Origin of the sequence: Methylovulum miyakonense HT12, assembly GCF_000384075.1 — a bacterium.
Lineage (GTDB): Bacteria > Pseudomonadota > Gammaproteobacteria > Methylococcales > Methylomonadaceae > Methylovulum > Methylovulum miyakonense.
On record NZ_KB913025.1, the window covers coordinates 3,982,549 to 4,001,634 of the forward strand.

Here is a 19,086-nt window from a genome sequence, read left to right on the forward strand (position 1 = left end):
TGGATAGTTTTTTCTTAATGATGCTAATCTTATTCACTACTGTGCTTCCATGATGTCAAAAAAGTTGCAAGCTTATGTGCCTAGGCGGGATTAACCGCAGGCCATAAAACGATAGCATACCCCATCAAGGCGCATCTGTTGTTGGCTGTCAGCACTCGCCCAACAATAAATTGCCTAGCTTAAAACCCACCCGTCGCCTGTTTCAGTTCCGCTTCCGCCCTCAATGCATCAAACCTTGCCGAGATTTGCCGCGTGTGCGCCTTATCCCGCGCCACTTCGGCCTCGATATAACGTGTCACCGTCACCACGCCCGCTTGGCGTTGTTCATTGACCAAACGCAAGGCTTCTTCGGCGGCTTGCACAGATACCGCCGCCACATCGGCGCGGTTCAAGGCTTCTTGCAAACGCAGTTGTGCGGATTTCACGGCGCTTTCTATTTGTAATCGTTGTTGGCGCAGGGCTTCTTGCGCGGCAGTCAGTTCGTGTCCGGCTTTTTTGACTTTAGCCTGGGTGGCGAAACCATTAAACACATCCACCTCGACTTGCACACCGACACTGACATTATCGCGGTCAGTATCAAAATCGGGGCTGCGGTTGTTGAAACCGTAGCTGGCATAAGCATCGGCACGGGGCAGATACGCACCTTTGGCGGCGGCGAGCTGTTGTTCTGCTATCGCGACGCGCTTGGCGGCGGCTTGCAATTCGGGGTGTTGTACCAAGGCTTGCGTCAATAAGGCATCAAACTTAGGGGGATTTTTCGGCAAGGCTTGCGCCAAAGTTTCCTTGATCGCCAACGGCTCATTGGCTGACATGCCCAACAAGGTTTTCAGCATGGTGTTCGCCATTTCGACCGCATTAGCGGCTTGGATTTGTGCTTCTTTGGCTTCTGCCAGTTGTACTTGCAAGGACAGCACATCCGATTTCAGCACCGTACCAGCAGCAAAACGTGTTTGTGATTGCGTCAACTCGCTTTGCACGGCGCTAACTGAGCTTTCGCTGACTTGCTGGGCATCGACCGCCGCCAATTGCGCGTAATACGCGGCGGTGATGTTGCTGACCAAGCGGTTTTTTACCGCCGCTTGATCCAACTCAGAAGCCGCCACGCCTAATTCCGCCGCTTGCGCTTGGTGGCTATCTTGACCGCCTCTATATAAAGAATACGTCGCGCCGATTTGCTCGCGGAAATTGTCCACGCCGCCAGGATGGTTGAAATCCGTACCGGCAAAATCCAAACGCCGTTGGGCGATAATCATTGCAAACGCTTCCGCCGGGTTATTGCTGTGTTGATAAGCGATACCCGCTTTGATTTGCGGGTAATAGTTCGCCATCGCCAAACCCAGTTGGTCTTGGGCTTGGTCGATACGAGCCTGCATGATCTGCAATTCAGGATTATTCGCTAATGCGTAATCTATCGCCTGCGGCAAGGTCAGCGGCGGAGCGGCGTAGGCGATGCTGCTAAATACAGAGCAAATGAGCAATAATTTCAATGAATTCATAGTGTAGGGTACGTTGTGTGTACCATTTCCAAATAAATTGACTTTCAAAAAGGTACGCAATGCGTACCCTACAGTTTTAAGTTGCCGGAAAATCTTGCAACAAGATGATTTGACCTAAGCTCGACGCTTTCCGGTAATAAGCCGCATCGGCAGTAATCAACACGGCATTCCTGCGTTCCAAGGCAGCGGCGTGGTAGAGCGTGTCGAACAGATGATGCTTAAGCTCACGGCTTAAATGCATCGCCGTTTGGTAAACCGCCGCATTATCCGCCACCGAGATTTCTAAATGTTGGACCGCTGCAAACAGCCGTTCGGCATGGTCGGGAGCGAGCCTGACAACCACACCCATCAGTTCGGCGAGAAAATGCGGCGGTTGTAGCATCCGCATGTCCTGACGGCCAACCGCTTGCAATAACTGTAACGCCTTATCGACATCAGCTTCTTCACGTTGTTGCGGCAACAGCCATTTCACCGCGACGCTGGCATCCACCACTACAAACGTCATGCTTGCCGCAACTCGTCGCGCGCCGCTTGCACGGCTTCCTCGGTGACGGCAGGGATTTGCCCACGCAAAGCCAACAGATCAGCAATCGCTTGTTGGTGTTGTTGTTTACGCACTGCGCGTTCGACAGCTTCGCGCATCAGTTCGGCGATGACTGCGCTTTTATTTTGGCCTTGATACGCAGCGTTGAATGCGGCTTTTACCTCATCGGGGACACTGAAATTAACGGTAGCCATCATTTACTCCTGAGTTGTTGAAAATTTCAACAAATTATCGGGGTAGATTATAGGCAATGCAATGTTTATGAAGCCCCGTATTCCGCTATCGCTGCATACAGGCTACTTTTTCAACCGCATAATGCCCATCATCTTCAAAGGCAAGCGCTCATAAAAAGGCTCGCTCAAGCCTTTGCGGACTTTACGCATGAAGTATTTCTCATAGCCGATTTTTGCCCAATGCACCCATTTGCCGCGTGATGCCCATTGCACATTGCGCGGCGGGATTTGCGGCATGGCGAGGAAAGCAATCCCGGAATCACCAAAATCCGCGAGGCATAGCGCGTTCCACGTGCCTTTGTGGCTAGGTTCTTTGCCGTCCAATTCGTCACGGATATTGTGCGCGGTGGCGGTGACCATCGACTCGATCATATAACCTGTTTTAGGTATGCCAGTCGGTACGGGCGTGGGTTTTTGTGGCGGAATGGCGATACAGACACCAACCGAATAAATGTTTTTATAAGTCGGATTGCGTTGGTGTTCGTCCACCAAGACAAAGCCGCGCGGGTTGGTCAGTTTGTCAATGCCGAACAACGCGTCCACGCCTTTGAAAGCAGGCAACATCATGCTGTGTTTGAATGGCAATTCATGTTGTTTCTTGACGTTGCCGCTGTCGTCCACTTCGGTGACATACATCATGCCGTTTTCGACGCGGTCAACTTTGGCGTTGCAAATCCAGTCGATGTGTTTGTTGCGCATTTCGCTTTCCAACATGCCTTTGGTGTCGCCGACGCCGTCCAAGCCCAAATGACCAATATAGGGTTCTGAAGTGACGTAAGTGATTTTCACTTTGTCGCGGATTTCATGTTGGCGCAGGTCGGTTTCGGCGGTGAACATGTATTCATACGCCGGGCCAAAGCAGGACGCGCCTTGTACCGCGCCAACAATGATAGGGCCTGGGTTTTGCAAGAATTCTTGCCAACGCTCACCTGCCGGACCAGCATGATCGACATGACAGACAGATTCAGTGTAGCCATGAGGGCCTAAACCTTCAATTTCTTCAAACGCCAGTTTCGGGCCGGTGGCGATGACCAAATAATCGTAAGCTACAGTGCTGCCGTCCGCCAATTCGACTTGGTTTTGTTCCGGTTGGAAACGGGCGACTTTTTGTTGGATGAAGGTGATTTTTTTCTTTTTGAATACGGGTTCCAACGGCACTTTGATGTCTTCTGGTTTGCGCCAATTCACGCCCACCCACGGATTGGACGGCACAAAATGGAAGGTCGGCGTATCGGCGATAACCACCACTTCGTCTTCTTTACGCGCCAAGTCTTTCATTTCAAATGCCATTGGGATGCCGCCAATACCAGCACCGACGATTACGATTTTAGCCATGATGTTTGTTCCTCATTAATTTATGTAGGATGGGCTGACGATAGGAAGCCCATCAACTCAATTTTTATCGTTAGCGGTGGGCTTCCTGCGTCAGACCACCCTACGTTTCTTTATTTTTTATTGTTGACAGCTTGATTTCACACCCAGTTTTTTCAGGATCATTTCCAGCGGACAAAATTGGGTGAAACCGCTTTGGAGCAAATTAAAACCGACGAAAGCGGTGAACCACAGCCAGTTTTGATGATGGAACAATGGGCTGCCTTCCACGCCCAGGCTTAAGGACAGCAAAATAAAAATCCCCGCGACGATGCGGACAATGCGTTCAGTGGTCATGGCGTTTGCCTCCAGATAAACTGTCACAGGATTGGTCGATGCCGTGGGTGTCGATGTCGCACACCGACTCCAACCACATCGCGTTGATGATGGCGAACGCCGCCGCAAAGCCTACGCCGAGTAGCCAAGTGAAATACCACATGGTCGTCTCCTTAATAAAGTGTATGGGTGTCTTGCAAAATGGTTTGTTCGGTGATGTCGCCCCAGATGATTTTGTAAACCCAGCGGGTATACAACAACACAATCGGCAGAAACACCACGGTGATCCAGAACGCCCACAGCAAAGTGGTGTGGCTGGAACTGGCATCGTAAAGCGTCAAGCTGGAGCGCGGGTCGGTGGTAGAAATCAGTAGGAACGGAAACAGGCCAAAACCGATGGTCAATAACAGTCCGGTCAAGCCTAAGCTGCTGCTTAACAAAGCCGCAACACGGTTGTCGCCTTTGCCAAACAGCCAAGCCATAATCAATCCGATAAAACCCACTGTTGGCGCAATAAGCATCCATGGATACGTCAAGAAATGGGTCAACCAACTTGCGCCGGCAGCAATGACCGTTTTGTTCATCGGATTGGAAGGCGCATCACCCGCAGGCATTTGCGTGATTTCTGGGCGGTCTATGCCGAATAATGTCCATACGGTGGCTATGCCTAACAACAGCAACAAAACAGGGCCCAAGATATTCAGCACAGCGGTGCTACGTTCATAAATCACGCCTTCGCTGCGGCATTTTAAGAACAACGCGCCATGGAAAGTGGTCAAGGCCAAACCGATGACCCCGCACAGCAAGGCGAACGGGTTCAACAAGCCCCAAAACGAGCCGTCATAAAAAGCCCGCAAATCTTGGTCGAGATGGAAGGGCAAACCGAGCAGCAAATTGCCGACCAACACGCCGAACAATACAGGTGGCAAGGTTCCGCCTAAGAACAAGCACCAATCCCAAGCGTTGCGCCAGCGTGGGTCTGGCAGTTTGCTGCGGTAATCAAACCCCGCCGGACGGAAGAACAAGGCAAACAGCACCAGCAACATGGCGACATACAGGCCAGAAAACAGCGTCGCGTACACGGCGGGCCAGATCGCAAAAATCGCCCCGCCCAATAAAATCAACCAAACCTGATTGCCTTCCCAAGTCACACCAACCGTATTGATGATAACGCGGCGTTCGGTGTCGGTTTTGCCGACCAGCGGCAACAAGGTGCAGACACCAAAATCAAAACCCTCGGTGACGGCAAAGGCAATGGCGACAACGCCGATGAATAGCCACCAAATGACACGCATGGTTTCATAATCGAACATGGTTTACTCCTCAAAATGTAGGCTGGGGTGAGTGTGCGAACCCCAGCAATCCGCATCTAGCCAATTAATGGTTGTGGTGGTGCGCCCCCGACACGGCGTGGCGGGCGTGGTCGCTCAATTGGGCATCAAAATACTGATGTATCGCCCCTATCAGTTTGGGGTCGGTGCTGACGTAGGCTATTTCGGCGCCATCAGATAATGCCCGGTAAGTGAATTGGATATGCTTGAACCCTGCCCGCAAGTCCTGCACGCCCGGCATGGTGTCGCCGTGGATACGAATGGGGCCTGAGAAATCACCTTCACTAAACCGTGCCGCCAACGCCGACAAATGCTTACGTATTAAAGCGATTTGTGGAATGTCAGTGGCATCTTTAGCAACCACTTGCTGGATACCGCCATTCTCGGTTTTGCTAAAAATATGCTGGGTTTTGTCCAAATCAAACGGCATGACATGGACACCACGCGCCACGACTTCATCCAAACGTGCCGGGTCGGCGGGTTGCGCCGCGTGAGCCGTGCCTGTCATGACTACCAGCAATAAAACCAGTTGGGTCTGTTTCATAGTATTGTTCCTATGGTGTTGATCGGCTTGCTGTCATCAACTTTTATGCCCTTTGGGCGCATCCTAGTTTTGTTAATGGCCTGCCTGTGGCTCAAAAAAGTACCGCCCAGTATGCAAACTGCTGGGTCCCAAGCGCACATATTTGAGCATCAGATACATTTCGATAATCAGCAACACCGTGTAAAACAAGGCGAATCCGGCGATGCTGAACCACAATTGCCCAGTGCTGATGCTGGATACGCTCAGATGGGTCGGCAATACGCCGGAAATTGTCCACGGTTGCCTGCCCACTTCGGCGACAAACCAGCCCGTTTCCGCAGCTATCCAAGGTAATGGGATGCACCAAACCGCCATGCGCAGCAACCAACGTTTTTGATCGGCGACACGGGTCGCGCAATAATAAAAAGTCATCGCAAACACAAACAGCATGGTAAAACCACAAGCCACCATCACGCGGAACGTCCAGAACAGCGGCGCGACTTTGGGGATGGTGTCATTGGCGGCTTTTTCGATGGTCGCCGTATCGGCATCGACGACGTTTTCGGTGTATTTTTTCAGCAGCAAGCCATAGCCTAAATCGGCTTTGTGGGCATCGAACGCTTGCAAAGTGGCATCGCTATGGTCGCCACTACGCAATTTTTGCAATTCCCCATAAGCCACCATGCCGTTTTTGACCCGCACCAAACTGTCTTCACGCAACTCTTTCAAGCCTTTGACAGGTTCGTCTATCGAGCGGGTGGCGATCAGCCCCAAAACATACGGGATTTTGATCGCGTAATCGGTATGTTGCGTGGCTTGGTTCGGGAAACCAAAAGCCGTGAAACTGGCGGGGGCAGCTTCAGTTTCCCATTCCGCTTCAATCGCGGCGAGCTTGATTTTTTGCGTCTCGCCTTGGGTGTAACCACTTTCGTCGCCCAAAACGATCACCGACAAAACCGAAGCCAAACCAAATGCCGAGGCTATTGAAAATGAACGGCGGGCAAAGCCGATGTCGCGTTTGTTCAGCAAATACCAGGAACTGATGCCCAACACGAACATGGAACCCGTGACATACCCCGCCGCGACCGTGTGGACGAACTTGACTTGGGCGACCGGATTCAAGATCACATCGGCGAAACTGGTCATTTCCATACGTAAGGTTTCGTAATTGAACTCGGCACCGACCGGATACTGCATCCAGCCATTGGCGATTAATATCCACAAGGCCGACAAACTGGTGCCAACCGCGAGCAGCCAGGTCACCACCAAATGCTGGACTTTGGTTAGTTTGTCCCAACCGAAGAAAAAAAGGCCAACGAAAGTGGATTCTAAAAAGAATGCCATCCAGCCTTCGCTGGCAAGGAGAGGGCCGAAAATATCGCCGACATAATGTGAGTAATACGCCCAATTGGTGCCGAACTGGAATTCCAAAGTAATGCCCGTGGTAACGCCCATTGCAAAGTTAATCCCGAACAGCTTGCCCCAAAACTTGGTCATGTCCTTATAAACTTCCTTGCCGGTCATCACATACACGGATTCCATGATGCCGAGGATAAAGGTCATGCCCAGCGTCAGCGGCACGAATAAAAAATGGTACAGCGCGGTCAGGCCGAATTGCAGCCTGGACAACATGACAATATCGTCACCGATCATGGCGGGGCTCCTTTATAGCGTGTGAAGAAAAATCGGGGTGTTGCCCGGTGGGCAACACAAAATGTTCGGCAATATCTGGTTTGTTGGCCGGCTTGTCCTGCCAGCGGAAAATCAGGAACCAAAGCCCAACCAACAAAATGACTTTCAGCAAGAGGGCTGCACCTATCTCCCGGCGGAATACGCCGGGTTTAGGTGGGATTTGGGTTAGGTCCGGCATATTTCTCTCCTGTCAATCATTGCGCTGTTCCCATCATAGCCTCAACGGGGTTGCTGCATATGTGGGGCCATCGTGGAAGGGGCCTGGATGGGTTCCAGCATTTTCAAACCGCGGCCCGCCATCATCAACCCCATTGCTATCACTAATATCCCCGAAACCCGCACCAGTTGCCGCATGACTGCTGACGACAATAGGCTTGCGAATAAACCGAAACCCAGCAATGGCAATAACGTCCCCAAACTGAACATCAATAAAATAGTTGCACCTTCTAACGGATCACCGCTACCGGCCGCCATCACATACATGGCTTGCAAAGGGCCGCACCCCAGCAACAGGCCAGTCAATAATCCCGTCAGCAATGGGCTACGATGTTTGTGTAAATGACTCGTTATACTCCGGTTCACCGCCTTTGGTAAGCGCAAAGTGAAATGCCTTAAGACGGAAAACACATTGAGCATCTTCAAACCATAAAGCAGCAGGAAAACACTAGCCGCCAATGCCGCGCCGCCACGCATCTGGGGGGTTATGGCAATGGCCGAACCCAACAAACCAAAACCGGCGCCCAGTGCCGCATAAGACAGGGTTTTGCCAAAACCGTAACTCAAATGCGCCAACACTTGGCGGGCTTTAGAGCGGCTGGCATCGGTATAGCCAACCACAAAGCCGCCGCACATGCCGATGCAATGGAACCCCGTCAAAAAACCGATACTGAACAGCACGGCAAAGCCCATGTGTGGCTGGATTTGCTGCATCACGCCGGGCATCTGGCTTTTGCCCCAAAATGCCACTCCGCCAACCAATAACAGTAACAGCAGGAAGGTAAAAGCATGGCGAACATTAGCCAATGTTGAAGGCCCTATCACCACGCCATAACCCTTGGCCTCTATGGCTTGGCGGATACGCGCCTCATCGACCAACAGGTTGTCATATTCGACATCGACAGTTTGCTGGCGGTAGCTGGTTTTCGTTTTCCGGATGCCGGGCAGCCCGCTAACGGCCGCAGTTATGATGTCCTCACAACCTGAACAGTGCATCCCGTCGATTTTTAGCTTTCCAGTCTTAATGCCCATAAACTAACCCGCCCACTTGCAAACTTTGACAAGATTGACCCTTCGCCTAAAACCCACAGCTCCAGTAGGCAAGGCGTTAATATATGCCCAACATTATTGGGTTTCAAAAATGCGGCAAGCCTCATGGCTTGTCCGCAAACTTGCCTATCACCAAGGTCGATAAGCCCAATAATAATATTGACACGGATATCAACAAAATCCCCATGCCTGCAGTGTGATGCGCTTGGACATCGGCGATCAGCAACCGCGATAAAGCCGTGATGGCGATAAAAATCAAGCAGCGCACCGGCATGACATTGGTCTGAAAATAAATGCCGACCATCGCACCCAATTCCAGATAAATGAACAGCAACAAAATGTCCCCTATTGTCGCGTGGCCTTGGGCGACCATACCTGCATAGGCTACGACCGCTGACCAAACGATACTTGCGCCGATGACAAAAAGCGCCAAATAATGAAAGGCCTCAATCAGCAACAAACCCAGTCCGTCCATCCGGGCCTTATAACTTGCACGAAGCTCATTTAGCGGTTGCTGTTTCATAGCGCCATCAATCCAATGCTGTCTTATGCGGTTAATCATAAAAAAGGGATACAGACCTGCCGTTGACAAAGTTAGCTATTGCAAACCCATTGATAATCATCTGGTATATTATCGCCAATTGTTGCGGAGGAATATAATAAAATGCTAATGCAATTGTTAGGCCAGTCCATACTGGACGGTTAACCTATTCAAATGCCAAGCATTAGCGGAAATATGAACTCATTTTTTTAATTACCTGCTTCATAGATAAACAATAATGAACCATTAATATTTCATATTGAGACAATTATGAAACGTTTTTATAAGCCAGACCGATGTCATAGCTTATCCATAAGCCGGCTATTGGCGGGCGCCGATCCCCTATCAGCGCAAAATTTTTATCCGGCAACCATTGCCATTGGCTTAGATCAAAGGCGGTAAGGGAAATGGGCACGAAATAAGCTTAGCGATTGTAGCTGCGGATCTATTCGCGCTACACGGACATACCTACAGAATGCGCTTGCATAAGTTTTCGTATTCCTCCCTAAGCGAAAAATCCTGCTGTGCCATTAATTAATAGCTACCCAACGTTTGTGGGAATAAAATTCTTTGCTTGCCCATAAACAGTTATCAAATGATTGTGTATGAAAAAAAGGATTGTCAAATGATGTTAGTTGAAATGTGGATAGTTTCAGGGCTGGTGTTGGTTACCTTGGGCATGTTGGCCAGTAACCGTTTTCCGGCAGATGCCGTGCTGATTTTTGTGCTCGCTTTTATCTTGGTCACGGGCATTTTGTCACCTGCTGAAGCATTGGCAGGCTTTTCGGATAAGGGGATGGCCACTATTGCCGTACTTTATGCCGTTGTTGCCGGCTTGCGGGAAACCGGTGCGGTGGACTGGATGAGCCGCGTGTTGCTGGGAAAACCCAAAAGCCCGACAGAAGCGTTAATACGGCTGGTTTTTCCGGCCACCGCCATGAGCGCTTTCATCAATAACAGCCCCATTGTGGCAATGTTTACCGTCGCGATTCAGGACTGGTGCAAGCGTTCCGGTTTTAAACCTTCAACATTCTTAATGCCACTGAGTTTTGCGGCAATATTGGGGGGCACCTGCACCTTAATCGGCACCAGCACTAATCTGGTCGTTGACGGCCTGATGCAGAAAGCGCATGTGCGTGGCCTGGGTTTGTTTGAACTCGGCTATGTAGGTTTGCCGGTCGCATTGATAGGTTGTATTTACCTAGTGACACTGGGGCAAAAGCTGCTGCCTGAACGGACCGGCTCCATAGAACAGTTTGATGATGTCCGCGAGTACCTTCTGGAGATGCAGGTTGAGGAGGGTTGCGAATTGGCAGGACAGTCCGTGGAACAAGCCGGGCTCCGGCATTTACCCGGATTGTATTTAATAGAAATTGTCCGGGACGACCAGATATTCTCCGTGGTGTCACCTGACACGTTAATATTGCCCGGGGACCATCTCGTTTTTGCTGGCGCCGTCGAGTCCGTGGTCGAATTGCGGCGTATCCGTGGCCTAGTGGTTGCCACCAAGCAAACGTTCAAATTGGACAGCCGCCAAAACGAACGGCGTTTGTTTGAGGCCGTCATCTCGGCGGAAAGCCCGATAGCCAATACCAATCTGCGCGAAGCCCGTTTTCGCCATCGCTACAATGCGGTCGTGCTGGCGATTTCCCGGAACGGACAGCGCATAAAAGGCAAGCTGGGGGACATTACCCTGCATCCGGGAGACACCCTGTTAATCGAAGCTGAAAAAGGGTTTTTATTTAAATACCGCAATAGCCGTGATTTTTTATTAATCGGTAAACTGGAAAACTCAGGGCATGTCCGCCATGAACGCGCGCCTTGGGCATTGTCGATCATGGTCATGATGCTGATGCTAACGGTCTTTGATGTCATGCCGATTTTACAGGCCTCGATCCTCGCGGTTGCCGCCATGTTACTGACGGGGTGTTTGACGTTGGAAGGTGCGCAAAGGGACATCGACTTTAACGTGCTTTTGGTGATCGCGTGCGCATTTGCGTTGGGGGCGTCGGTCGAAAAGGTCGGGCTGGCCGATATGATTGCCAAGGAGGCGTTATCCGTGGCCGCCAATGACCCTTGGGTGTTGTTGGTGATCATTTATGTAACGACCGTATTGGTGACCGAAGTTATTACCAATAATGCGGCCGCCATCCTGATGTTCCCCATCGCGCTCAGTAGCGCCCATGCGTTGGAGGTGAGCGCACTGCCGTTTTCAGTGGCGATCATGATTGCCGCTTCCGCCAGTTTTATGACGCCGATTGGTTATCAGACAAATTTGATGGTCTATGGGCCGGGGGGTTATCGTTTCGGTGATTATTTCAGGCTTGGGATACCATTGACTTTACTGGAAGGGGTGGTGGCATTATGGATCATTCCGATTGTCTGGCCGTTCTAAGATAGTGATCCGGCATATATTTTGTGGTTCATACCAATCATAGGGTTCGCAATACATTGTTTTAATTGCATTAAATTCTTAACTTAATGGCAATGACCCTTTGCTGGCATACGCCATACTTATGTTTGATCAAGAATATCTTGCTTTAAGGCCTCAACGAGACTCTCCGCCACGTCCTGATCCAGATTGCCTAAATCTTGGTTGATCGCCTGAAGGATGTCTTCGGCCTTAAGGCTGGTGTTTATAAAATCCCCCAATTTCAACGGAATGTCCCTGGCCGCATAGCCACCTAAAAATAAGCCATGGCCTAACATTGATTGGGAGCGTTGCCCTACCCTCTCGAAATACGCCAGCCCTTGGTCAAGGAAAGTCTCTTGGAAGGTCGGGACACGGGCATAAAAATTCATCGTGCTTTGGGATCCGATCGCCACAATGTCGCCCAAATGGTAAGCGCCACCCTCATAGAAATTGCTAAGGCCTGTAAAGCAGTTGATGTAAATGGCTTTTCCGCTATTGCAAACTTCCGCAACTTGGCTCCAATCGGTATGCGCCAGGCCATGCAATTCCTTGTCAGGGCGTAAACGGATGACCAAATCATAAGACCTGCCGCTGGCTTTCAGCAATTCATTGCACGCATCAATCTTATAGAACATTTTTTGCTGGTTGTTCAATGCCGCATAGGGCGGCAGGCCATCATCCTCAACCACCACAAAATCGGTTTGGTAAAATTCTTTCAGTTGCTCCGGGGTAACCGAAGCGTTTTTGTTGAACAGCGCAAAAACCGTCGGCAACTTCCTCTTGATTTCCGGATAGGAATAGTTTTTTAGGAATGCCAAATTGAGGTAGGCGGTCAGGAAATGGCCTTGAAAAACCCGGCTGCTGGCCATTTTGTTTGGGAAAGGCTCTTTAAAGCCAACATCTTTCCAGGTGTGGACAAAAATATCCGGCTGCAAAGGGTCAACCAGCGTTTTTTTGATGGTGTCATAAGCTTTTTGGTAACCGCGCAATTGCCCTGAAATGCACAGGGCGACCTTCAATTTTTTAGCTTGAACCAACTGTTGGTGATTGGCCTGGAAGACGGGTTTTAAGGCGTCATCAACGGCCTTAACGGACTCCAGCAATGGGGTTTCGGGATAAAGCCTTCTAACGTCGTCTATGGTCAGCTTTTCCTTTTGCAACAGGTGCGTGAAAATGTTTTTAAGGACGGCCGCGTTGTCAGGCACACAAAATGACGGCAATAAACCCAACAGCGATGCCTTATCATCAAACACCTCCAAACAAGGCTCATCAGGATAATAGCCACGCATGACCAAACAGGCCAACAGGCAGGTTATGGAATGCCGCCCGATTGCGCCTTCGGCAAGCCAGGACAAAACCTGCTGCGGGGAGGTCAAGGCCACTAACGAGGCGCTCACCCGGCATAAATCGCTGAACGGATAGCGGGCGATGTATTGCCCGGCATGCGCGATGACATAAGGCTTCACCACGCCGTTTCTTTTATACCAAGAACAAATAATCAACAGTAGGAACAACCTATCATTCATTAATGCCTGGTGTTGATCCCCGATGAGCTCCACCAGCACTGGCTCAAAATAAGACAATAGGGCGATAAAGGAATCATAACGCCCTGTCCTAAGGTTCATCATCCTCATGGCGAACTGCTCTTGGCTAAACAAAGCCACCACCAAGTTTTTGGGGAAGGTGGTTATGTCGGCCTTATCTGCAGGGCCAGTAAGCGCATAATTGGAAAAATGCTGGATTAAAACATCGGAAATAGGATAGTAAGCCGCATGCAAAAATAACTGGTGGACGGCTTTCCCGCCATCCAGCTCAAACAACAGCACCAGATATTTCTCCAGCAAGGCTTTATCCTGGACTTGCACAAAAGCGCGTTGTAATTTTTCCAAGGCCTCCTGTTGCCTCCCTAACGCCTGCAACTCGGTGGACGCTTCAAGATAAGCCGGGATATGCGTGGGATGGTGCCGGGTGATGGTTTCAAACTGGGCCAGGGCCAACTCCCTTTTCCCCAACATCCTGGCCACCAACCCATATTCCGACAAAATATGGATGTTGGTCGGCGACTCGGCCAATGCCCTTAAGAACCATTGCCCCGCCTCTTCCAAGCGGCCTAGCTCTTTTAGGGAAGTGCCTAATTCCTTGCAGAGATGCCCATTCTTGATATTTTTTTCGGCCACCGCCATCAATTGCTGCAAGCACAGTTCATGCTTGCCTTGGCGGCGGCTACAGATGGCCTGGTGGATCACGGTCGCCAGATCGCCAGGCCTACGTGCAAGCGCCTGCTGGAAAAAACCTTCCGCTTCGCTAAACAAACCTAGCTCCCGGCACTCAACGCCCGCTTCACGGTAAGCGGGCAATTGCCCGGGGTCACAAGCGACCGCGTCTTTAAACAGCGCCAGCGCCTGTTGCCTATGATTGGCCTGCCTGGCTTGCAGGCCTTTTTGGAGTATCTGCTCATAAATACTGGTCATCTTATAGCACCTGGTTGTTACCCATTTCACAGGGTTTAAAATTAATTTAACCCATTTCATTGTTTCACCGCACTGGAACCGGCAAAAACCGCGACCATTTCATGTCACCGCCCGCTTTATCCTTAGCGGGCAAATCCTTCGCCTCCCAGCCGCCGCCCAACGCCTTGATGAGCTGGACAGCGGCGGTCAGGCGTTGCCCTTGCAACACCACGGCGTTTTGTTCATTGGCCAGCGCCGTGGTTTGGGCGGTCATGACATTAAGGTAGCTGACCGTACCGGCTTGGTATTGGTTAGTGTTCAGCTCCACGGATTTGCGTGCGGAAATGACCGCCTTATCCAGCACCCCGGTTTCCTGCTCCAATAGTCGCAGCGCCGCCAGATAATCTTCCACTTCCTGGAACCCGGTCAAAACCGTTTGCCGATAGGCGGCGACAGTGGCGTCAAAATTGTCCCTGGCCGCCGCCAACTGGGCATTGCGTGAGCCGCCATCAAACAACGGCAAGGCCAAAGCCGCCGGCCCCAAGGCCCAATAATTGGCGGCGGTCGTGAACAGGTTCGCCAAGTTGTTGGCTTGGGTGCCATCGCTGGCGGCAAGATTCAGGCGCGGGTAAAAAGCCGCTTGGGCCACGCCGATTTGCGCATTGGCGGCGGCGGCCAAGCGCTCGGCGGCGGCGATATCCGGCCTGCGTTCCAGCAATTGCGACGGGATGTCAAGCGGGATGGCAGGCACCCAGGCGTTCAATGCCGTAACGCTTATATTGAGCTGGGCGGGGGTCTTGCCGACCAGCAGGGCAATGGCGTGTTCCAGTTGCGCCCGTTGTACGCCGAGGTTGATCGCTTGGGCGCGGGTGGCTTCCAGTTGCGCTTGGGCTTGCACGACATCCGCCTTACCGGTCACGCCTGCGTTGTAGCGGTTTTGGATAATCTTCAAGGTCTTTTCGTAGGCCGTGACGGTGTCGTCCAACAACTTGATTTGCGCATCGGTCGCCCGCAATTGGAAATAATCTTGCGCAAGCGTCGCTTGGGTGGATAGCTTCAAGGCTTGCAAAGTCGCGGCATTGGCTTGTGCGGTGCTGGTGCTGGCTTCGGTTTGCCTGCGCACCCTGCCCCACAAATCCGGCTCCCAAGCGACGCTGAGCGCACCGCCGAACAAATTCCTGACCCCCGAGACAACCAGGTTCTGCCCGCTGGCGGCTTTGAAACGGTTTGCGCTGGCACTGGCATTGACCGTGGGCAAGTAAGCGGCACTGGCGTTTTGGGCTAAAGCTTGGGCTTGACGGTATTGCGCTTCGGCTTGGGCTATGGCTTGGTTGGAAACCGTGACTTGCTGCTCCAGGCCGTTTAAAAAAGGGTCGTCAAACAGCCGCCACCATTGGTCGGGAATTTCATGGTCACGGGGCTGCGCTTGCGCCCAACCCTTCGCTTCTTTAAATCCGCTAGGGACAATACTCGCCGGACGGTGGTAATCAGGCCCGACGGTACAGGCGGCCAGCAGCAAAGTGGCGGTAATGGCCAACAGGCGGCAATCGGTAATAGTTTTTGTCACTGTGATTCTAATGGGTTAGGTTCAAGATGTTTGGCGTTGCGGCTTAAACACTTGCCGCACCAAGTTTGAAAACAGTCCAGATAAAGGTAGATGACTGGCGTGGTGTATAGGGTCAGCAATTGGCTAAAAACTAAGCCACCGATAATGGTTATGCCTAAAGGCTGCAACAATTCCGAGCCGTAACCGCTACCGAAAGCCAGCGGCACGGCGGCCAGCAAGGCGCCGAAGGTGGTCATCAAAATAGGCCGGAAACGCAGATGGCAAGCCTTGCGGATCGCTTCTTCGGGGCTTAAGCCTCCCGTGCGTTCGGCATTGATGGCGAAATCTATCATCATGATGGCGTTCTTTTTGACGATGCCGATCAGCAGGATAACGCCAATCAGCGCGATGATGCTGAACTCGGTGTCAAACGCCAATAAGGCCAAAATCGCCCCGACCCCCGCCGACGGCAACGTGGACAGTATCGTCAAGGGGTGGATGTAACTTTCATAAAGTATGCCCAGCACGATGTAAATCGCCACCAACGCCGACAATATCAACCACGGCTGGTTCTTCACGGTCTTCTCAAATTCTTTCGCCGAGCCTTGGAAACTGCCATGTATCGACGTCGGCACCGCCAAATCATCCAATGCTTGGTCAATCGCCAGCTTTGCGTCGGACAATGACACACCCGCCGCCAGGTTGAACGAAATCGTGGATGTCGGGAACTGGTCCTGATGGTTGACCGACAAGGCCCGGCCAGTTTGCTGGTAACTGCTGAACGCGGCTAACGGCACTTTTGCGCCATCCGGCAAGCTGTCGCTGGGCGGCACGCTGACATATATGCTTTTCAAGGCTTCGACGCTTTGCGCGTATTCCGGTGCAACCTCCATCACGACGTGGTATTGGTTCAGCGGCGCGTAAATCACCGACACTTGCCGCTGCCCGAAAGCGTCGTTCAAGGTCGAATCAATCAAGGCTTGGCTAACGCCTAACCTAGAAGCGGCGGTGCGGTCGATTTGCAAGGAAATCTGCTGGCCTTTGTCCTGATGGTCGGCACTGACATCGGTCAGCTCAGGCACTTCCCGCAAGGCCGCGACTATGCGCGGCGTCCAGGTTTTCAGCTCGTCAAGCTGGTCGGCTTGCAGGGCATATTCATAAGTTGCCGGGGACGGCCTAGCCCCCAGACGCAGTTCTTGGGCAGGCCTTAAGAACACGCTGGCCCCCACCAGCCCGGTAAATTGCTGGCGGAATTTGTCCATCAGCTCGTCAGCCTTTATCTCGCGCTCCCCGATGTCTTTGAGCATCACAAACAAACGCCCGTTGTTGGCGCTGTCGCCTTCCGTCATGCCCGCGACCGTATCGACATTCGGCTCTGCTTTTAAGACTTTGACCACCGCCGCCAGTTTTTCCCGCATCGCCTGCGAGGAAATCGACTGCTCGCCGATAATGCCACCCAGCAAACGCCCGGTGTCTTGCAGCGGAAAAAAGCCTTTAGGAATAATCGTGTACAAATAAAAATTCAGGCCGACAATCAGCGCCAACAACAAAACCACCATGCCGCCATGCCGCAACACCCAAGACAAGGTTTGGTCATAAGCTTTCAGCAGATTGTTAAAGCCATTTTCACTGAGCTGGTAAAAACGCCCATGTTTGCCAGTGCCTGCGGATTTTAGCCAGGACGCGCACAGCATCGGCGTGGTGGTGAACGACAACAACAAAGACACCACCACGGCGGCGGACAAGGTCACGCCGAATTCCAGAAACAAACGCCCGACCACGCCATCCATCAGCAAAATCGGGATAAACACGGCGATCAGCGACAGGCTCATGGTCAGCACGGTGAAACCGACTTCCTTGATCGCCAGCATAGCCGCCTGCTTGGGCGGTACGCCGTCTTCAATATGGCGGTTGGCGTTTTCTATCACGACGATGGCGTCATCGACGACAAAGCCCGTCGAGACCGTCAAGGCCATCAACGACAAGATGTTCAGGCTAAAATGGCATAAGTGCATGATGCCGAAAGTACCGATCAGCGCGACCGGGACGGTGATGACCGGCACCATCGCCGCCCGTAAATCCCGCAAGAACGCAAACACCACCAAGATGACCAGCACCACGGCGATCACCAATGTCAGCTCGACTTCATGCAGCGACGCGCGTATGTACACCGAGCGGTCCATCGCCACCGACAAATCCACCGAAGGGGGGACGGACGCTTGCAACTGCGGCAGCATGGCTTTGACCTTATCCACGGTCTTGATGACATTGCCCCGGTCTTGTTTGTATAAAGCCAGCATCACCGCCGGTTTACCGTTCAGGAACCCGGAATTGCCCAAGTTCTCGGCGGAATCGACGGCAGTGCCGATGTCGGCAAGCCGCACGGGGGCACCGTTGCGGTAATTGACGATCAGCGGCAAATAATCGCTGGCTTTTTTGGCCTGGTCGTTGACGGCGATCTGCCAGTGGCGCACGTCATCTTCGATTGCCCCTTTGGGCCGGTTGACATTGGTCGCCGTGATGGCCGCGCGGACATCGGCAAAGCTCACGCCATACTTGGCCAACGCGGCGGGGTTCAGCTCTATCCTGACTGCAGGCAAGGAGCTGCCGCGTATCGCCACCTGCCCCATGCCTTCCACTTGCGAGACTTTTTGCGCGACGATGGTTGACGCGACATCATAGAGTTGGTCACGCGGCAACACATCCGAAGTCAAGGCCAGGATCATCAGCGGCGTGTCGCTGGGGTTATTGCGGCGGTAATTGGGTTTTGACGGCATATTAGGCAACAAGCTGCTGGCGGCATTGATCGCGGCTTGCACATCCCGCGCCGCGCCGTCGAAATCGCGGTCTAACTCAAATTGCATATTGATCTGGGTATTGCCGAAACCGCTGGACGAGGTCATTTCGGTGATGCCCGCGATATGCCCCAGGGTGCGTTCCAAAGGCGTGGCGACGCTCGCCGCCATGGTTTCCGGGCTGGCTCCGGGCATAGACGCACGCACCGAAATCGACGGGAAATCCACCTGCGGCAAAGCCGCTATCGGCAACTGGAAATACGCCATGATGCCCGCCAAGGCGATGGCTACCGTCAATAACGTGGTGGCGACGGGACGGGTGATGAAATAGCCGGAGAGTGACATCGTTAATCTCTTTGTCCACGAAATGCACGAAAAGCACGAAAAAAGTAGCTTTGCGCTGGTTCCCAAGCTACCGCTGGAACGGGTTTGTAACCCGTTCCATAACGTTTTGAATACTTATAGGTTTGGTAAAACATTAAGGACGGGGTTTCAAACCCCGTCCCGCACAAGGCGTGAACGGTGGGCATTGTAGGGTGGGCAACGCTTTTTTTGCCCACCTTTTGCGCGGTAACCGGTGGGCAAACGATAAAGCTGTTTGCCCACCCT

16 protein-coding genes are annotated in these 19,086 nt (G+C 52.2%); 1 reads left to right on the forward strand and 15 read right to left on the reverse strand.

Going from position 1 to position 19,086, the window contains the following annotated elements; genetic code table 11:
- Window positions 1-179: 179 nt before the first annotated feature.
- The 12 genes from METMI_RS0119580 to METMI_RS24680 form a co-directional block, all read right to left on the reverse strand.
- Entirely contained in the window at window positions 180-1,496 is a 1,317-nt protein-coding gene (locus METMI_RS0119580) for a TolC family protein (protein ID WP_019868004.1), read from the reverse strand.
- A gap of 76 nt (window positions 1,497-1,572) precedes the next feature.
- On the reverse strand, window positions 1,573-2,001 hold the full coding sequence (locus METMI_RS0119585) for a type II toxin-antitoxin system VapC family toxin (RefSeq protein WP_019868005.1): 429 nt from the start codon (window positions 1,999-2,001) through the stop codon (window positions 1,573-1,575).
- Window positions 1,998-2,237: a hypothetical protein gene (locus METMI_RS0119590; protein ID WP_232215257.1), complete on the reverse strand. Its 240-nt coding sequence runs from the start codon at window positions 2,235-2,237 to the stop codon at window positions 1,998-2,000. The genes METMI_RS0119585 and METMI_RS0119590 overlap by 4 nt, the downstream gene beginning before the upstream one ends.
- Before the next feature lie 99 nt (window positions 2,238-2,336).
- Complete coding sequence (locus tag METMI_RS0119595; RefSeq protein WP_019868007.1) at window positions 2,337-3,608, reverse strand: NAD(P)/FAD-dependent oxidoreductase; 1,272 nt, start codon at window positions 3,606-3,608, stop codon at window positions 2,337-2,339.
- A gap of 117 nt (window positions 3,609-3,725) precedes the next feature.
- Window positions 3,726-3,941, reverse strand: coding sequence for a YgaP family membrane protein (locus tag METMI_RS0119600; protein ID WP_019868008.1), 216 nt, complete (start codon window positions 3,939-3,941; stop codon window positions 3,726-3,728).
- A complete protein-coding gene (gene cydX, locus METMI_RS28245; RefSeq protein WP_019868009.1) occupies window positions 3,931-4,083 on the reverse strand; it encodes a cytochrome bd-I oxidase subunit CydX in 153 nt (50 codons plus the stop codon). Before cydX ends, METMI_RS0119600 begins: the two co-directional genes overlap by 11 nt.
- Before the next feature lie 10 nt (window positions 4,084-4,093).
- Window positions 4,094-5,233, reverse strand: a complete 1,140-nt coding sequence (gene cydB, locus METMI_RS0119610; RefSeq protein WP_019868010.1) for a cytochrome d ubiquinol oxidase subunit II — start codon at window positions 5,231-5,233, stop codon at window positions 4,094-4,096.
- 64 nt (window positions 5,234-5,297) lie between these two features.
- Window positions 5,298-5,795, reverse strand: coding sequence for a hypothetical protein (locus tag METMI_RS0119615; RefSeq protein ID WP_019868011.1), 498 nt, complete (start codon window positions 5,793-5,795; stop codon window positions 5,298-5,300).
- A gap of 72 nt (window positions 5,796-5,867) precedes the next feature.
- Window positions 5,868-7,427: a cytochrome ubiquinol oxidase subunit I gene (locus METMI_RS0119620; RefSeq protein WP_019868012.1), complete on the reverse strand. Its 1,560-nt coding sequence runs from the start codon at window positions 7,425-7,427 to the stop codon at window positions 5,868-5,870.
- Complete coding sequence (cydP, locus tag METMI_RS0119625; RefSeq protein WP_019868013.1) at window positions 7,417-7,644, reverse strand: cytochrome oxidase putative small subunit CydP; 228 nt, start codon at window positions 7,642-7,644, stop codon at window positions 7,417-7,419. The genes METMI_RS0119620 and cydP overlap by 11 nt, the downstream gene beginning before the upstream one ends.
- A gap of 41 nt (window positions 7,645-7,685) precedes the next feature.
- Window positions 7,686-8,714 carry an urease accessory protein UreH domain-containing protein gene (locus METMI_RS0119630; protein ID WP_040572808.1) on the reverse strand — a complete coding sequence of 343 codons (1,029 nt, stop codon included), beginning with the start codon at window positions 8,712-8,714 and terminating at the stop codon, window positions 7,686-7,688.
- Window positions 8,715-8,835: 121 nt separating this feature from the next.
- Complete coding sequence (locus tag METMI_RS24680) at window positions 8,836-9,255, reverse strand: phosphate-starvation-inducible protein PsiE (protein WP_040573249.1); 420 nt, start codon at window positions 9,253-9,255, stop codon at window positions 8,836-8,838.
- A gap of 643 nt (window positions 9,256-9,898) precedes the next feature.
- Between METMI_RS24680 and METMI_RS0119645 the strand changes: the two genes are divergently transcribed.
- Window positions 9,899-11,668: an SLC13 family permease gene (locus METMI_RS0119645; protein WP_198007945.1), complete on the forward strand. Its 1,770-nt coding sequence runs from the start codon at window positions 9,899-9,901 to the stop codon at window positions 11,666-11,668.
- A 119-nt stretch (window positions 11,669-11,787) separates the two neighbouring features.
- Here METMI_RS0119645 and METMI_RS0119650 read toward each other — a convergent pair whose 3' ends face one another.
- The 3 genes from METMI_RS0119650 to METMI_RS0119660 all read right to left on the reverse strand — a co-directional run bounded on the left by METMI_RS0119650 (window position 11,788) and on the right by METMI_RS0119660 (window position 18,822).
- A complete protein-coding gene (locus tag METMI_RS0119650; protein ID WP_019868018.1) occupies window positions 11,788-14,157 on the reverse strand; it encodes a tetratricopeptide repeat protein in 2,370 nt (789 codons plus the stop codon).
- 64 nt (window positions 14,158-14,221) lie between these two features.
- A complete protein-coding gene (locus tag METMI_RS0119655) occupies window positions 14,222-15,703 on the reverse strand; it encodes an efflux transporter outer membrane subunit (protein WP_019868019.1) in 1,482 nt (493 codons plus the stop codon).
- Window positions 15,700-18,822: an efflux RND transporter permease subunit gene (locus METMI_RS0119660; protein ID WP_019868020.1), complete on the reverse strand. Its 3,123-nt coding sequence runs from the start codon at window positions 18,820-18,822 to the stop codon at window positions 15,700-15,702. The genes METMI_RS0119655 and METMI_RS0119660 overlap by 4 nt, the downstream gene beginning before the upstream one ends.
- Window positions 18,823-19,086: the final 264 nt, after the last annotated feature.